At 76.7% G+C, this 2,572-nt stretch carries 1 protein-coding gene; it reads right to left on the bottom strand.

Annotated features, from left to right (window positions below; genetic code table 11):
* Window positions 1–2,470, bottom strand: a 2,470-nt coding sequence (locus ACWDCZ_RS40210; protein ID WP_449818578.1) for a condensation domain-containing protein, incomplete at its 3' end; no start/stop codon positions are given.
* Window positions 2,471–2,572: the final 102 nt, after the last annotated feature.

Genomic DNA, 2,572 nt, shown 5'->3' with positions numbered 1-2,572 from the left:
GGTCCTCCGGCGGGGCGAGGACGGCGGTGCCGCCGCGCAGCAGCGGCACCCAGAGCTCGTAGGTGGCGGCGTCGAAGGCGTGCGGGGAGTGCACCAGCACCCGGTCGTGGCCGGTGAAGGCGCGGTCCAGGGCGAGCGCGGCGACGTCCCGGCGGCGCACCGCGACGCCCTTGGGGGTGCCGGTGGAGCCGGAGGTGAACATCAGGTACTGGACGTTGTCGGGGTGGACGGCCGCCGGGGACGCGGCCGGCACCCCGGTGCGGTCCGGCCGGTCGACGCGCAGCACCCGCTCGGCGGGGCGCAGCTCGGCGGCGGTGTCCGCCCAGCGGGCGTCGGTGAGCAGCAGCTCGGCGCCCGCCTCGGCCAGCATCCGGTGCAGCCGCTCGCGCGGCGCCCGGCCGTCCAGCGGCACGAAGACGCCGCCGGTGCGGACCAGTGCCAGCTGGGCGACGACCAGCTCGACGGAGCGCTCCATCAGCACCCCGACCGGCTGCTCCACCCGGACCGCGTGCGCGGCCAGGTGCCCGGCCAACTCGGCGGCCCGGGCGTCCAGTTCGCGGTAGGTCAGGCGCTCGTCGCCAGCCTCCAGGGCGACCGCCCCGGGGGTGCGGAGCACCTGCTCGGCGAACAGCTCGGCGATGTCGGCCGCGGGCTGCTCGGCGGCGGTGGCGTTCCAGTCGACCAGGACGCGGTGCCGCTCCTCGGCGGTCAGCAGCGGCAGCCGCGCGGGCGGGCGGTGGGCGCCGGCGGGCAGGCCGGTCAGCGCGGCGGTGAGCTGGCCGGCCAGCCGCCGCACGGTGGACTCGTCGAACAGCCGCGGGTCGTAGCAGAGCCGCAGGGACAGCTCCGGGCCGGGGTAGGCGAGCAGGGCGAGCGGGTAGTTGGTGGTCTCGATGCCGTCCAGGTCGCGCAGCCGCAGGCCGTGGGCGTCGGCCGCGTCCTCGTCGACCGGGTAGTTCTCGAAGACCACCAGGCTGTCGAACAGGCCGGTCTGCTCGGGCAGTCCGGTGCCGGCCCGCATCCGGGTGAGCGGGACGAAGCCGTGCCGCCGGTCCTCGCTCTGCTCCCGCTGGAGGGCCTGGAGCCAGTCCAGCAGGGTGCCGTCGGCGGGCACCGTGGTGCGGGTCGGCAGGGTGGTGATGAACAGGCCGGTCATCGACTCGACGCCGGGCAGCTCGGGCGGGCGCCCGGAGGAGGTGGTGCCGTACACCACCTCGGCCCGCCCGGCCTGGCGGCCCAGCAGCACCGCCCAGGCGCCCTGGACCAGGGTGTTGAGGGTCAGCCCGGAGCCGCGCGCCAGGTCCTCCAGCGCCCTGGTCGCGGCGGCGGGCAGGGTGAACGGCACCGCCCGGGTGGACTCCGCGCGGTGGCTCTGCACCGGCTCGCGGTCGTACGGCAGCGGCGTCGCCTCCACCAGCCCGACGAGGCGGGTGCGCCAGTGCCGTTCGGCCTCGGCGTGGTCGCGCCCGCCCAGCCAGGCCAGGTAGTCGCGGTAGGGCCGGCGCTCCGGCACGGTGCCGTACGGGACCTCAGGCCCCGAGGCCAGGGCGGCGTGCACCGCGAAGACGTCCGAGAGCACCTGGAACAGGCTCCAGCCGTCCAGCACCAGGTGGTGGAACGACCAGAGCACCCGCACCCGGCTGTCCGAGAGGCGGATCAGCAGCAGCCGCTGGAGCGGGGCCCGGGCGAGGTCGAGGCCGCGGGCCCGGTCGCGGTCCAGCAGTTCGGCCAGCCGGGTGCGGCGCTCCTCCTCGGGCAGCGCGCGCCAGTCCAGGTGGCTGACCGGCACGGCCACCCGGCGGTGCACCACCAGCAGCGGCTCGGGCACCTCCTGCCAGCGGACGTGGGCGCGCAGCACCGCGGTGCGGTCGGTGACCCACTGCCAGGCCTCGGCGAGGCGGGCCGGGTCGGGCACCCCGTCGAGGACGAAGTCCAGCTGCTGGAAGTAGGCGCCGCTGTCCTCCTCGGCGAGGCCGTGGAAGAGCATGCCGGACTGGGTCGGGGTGAGCGGCAGAACGTCCTCCACCGCGCCCGGGTCGGCGCCGGTGATCAGGTCCACCGCCGGCTGGTCGAGCCGGGCCAGCGGGAAGTCGGACGGGGTGCGCCCGGCGGCGCCGGGGGTGGTCGCGTGGCGGGCGAGGTCGGCCAGCTCCTCGGCGAAGCGCCGGGCCAGCGCCTCGACGGTGGCACTGCCGTGGACGGCGGCGGAGTGGAACCAGGTGAACTCCAGTGCGTCGCCGTCCAGTCGGCCGACCACCTCCAGCGGGTGGGGGCGCCCGACCGCCGGGTCGGCGTCCAGCTCCAGCGGCCGGAAGGTGCCGCGGAACAGCCCGTCCGGGTCGTCCGGCAGGGCGATGCGGCCCAGGTAGTTGAAGCTGATCCGGGCGGCCGGAACCTCGGGCGCCGTACCGGGGCGGCCGAGGTGGCGCAGCGCCTCGAAGCCGAGGCCGCGCCGGGGGACGGCGCGCAGCTGCTCCTTGACCTGCTTGAGGACGGTGTCCCAGCCGGCCGACTGCCCGCCCTACCTGATCGCCGTCTGCTACACCGGCCCGCTCGCCGACGGCACGGACCG

The sequence above is a fragment of the Kitasatospora sp. NPDC001225 genome, from assembly GCF_053597855.1.
This window is presented reverse-complemented; position numbering and strand designations above follow the sequence as displayed.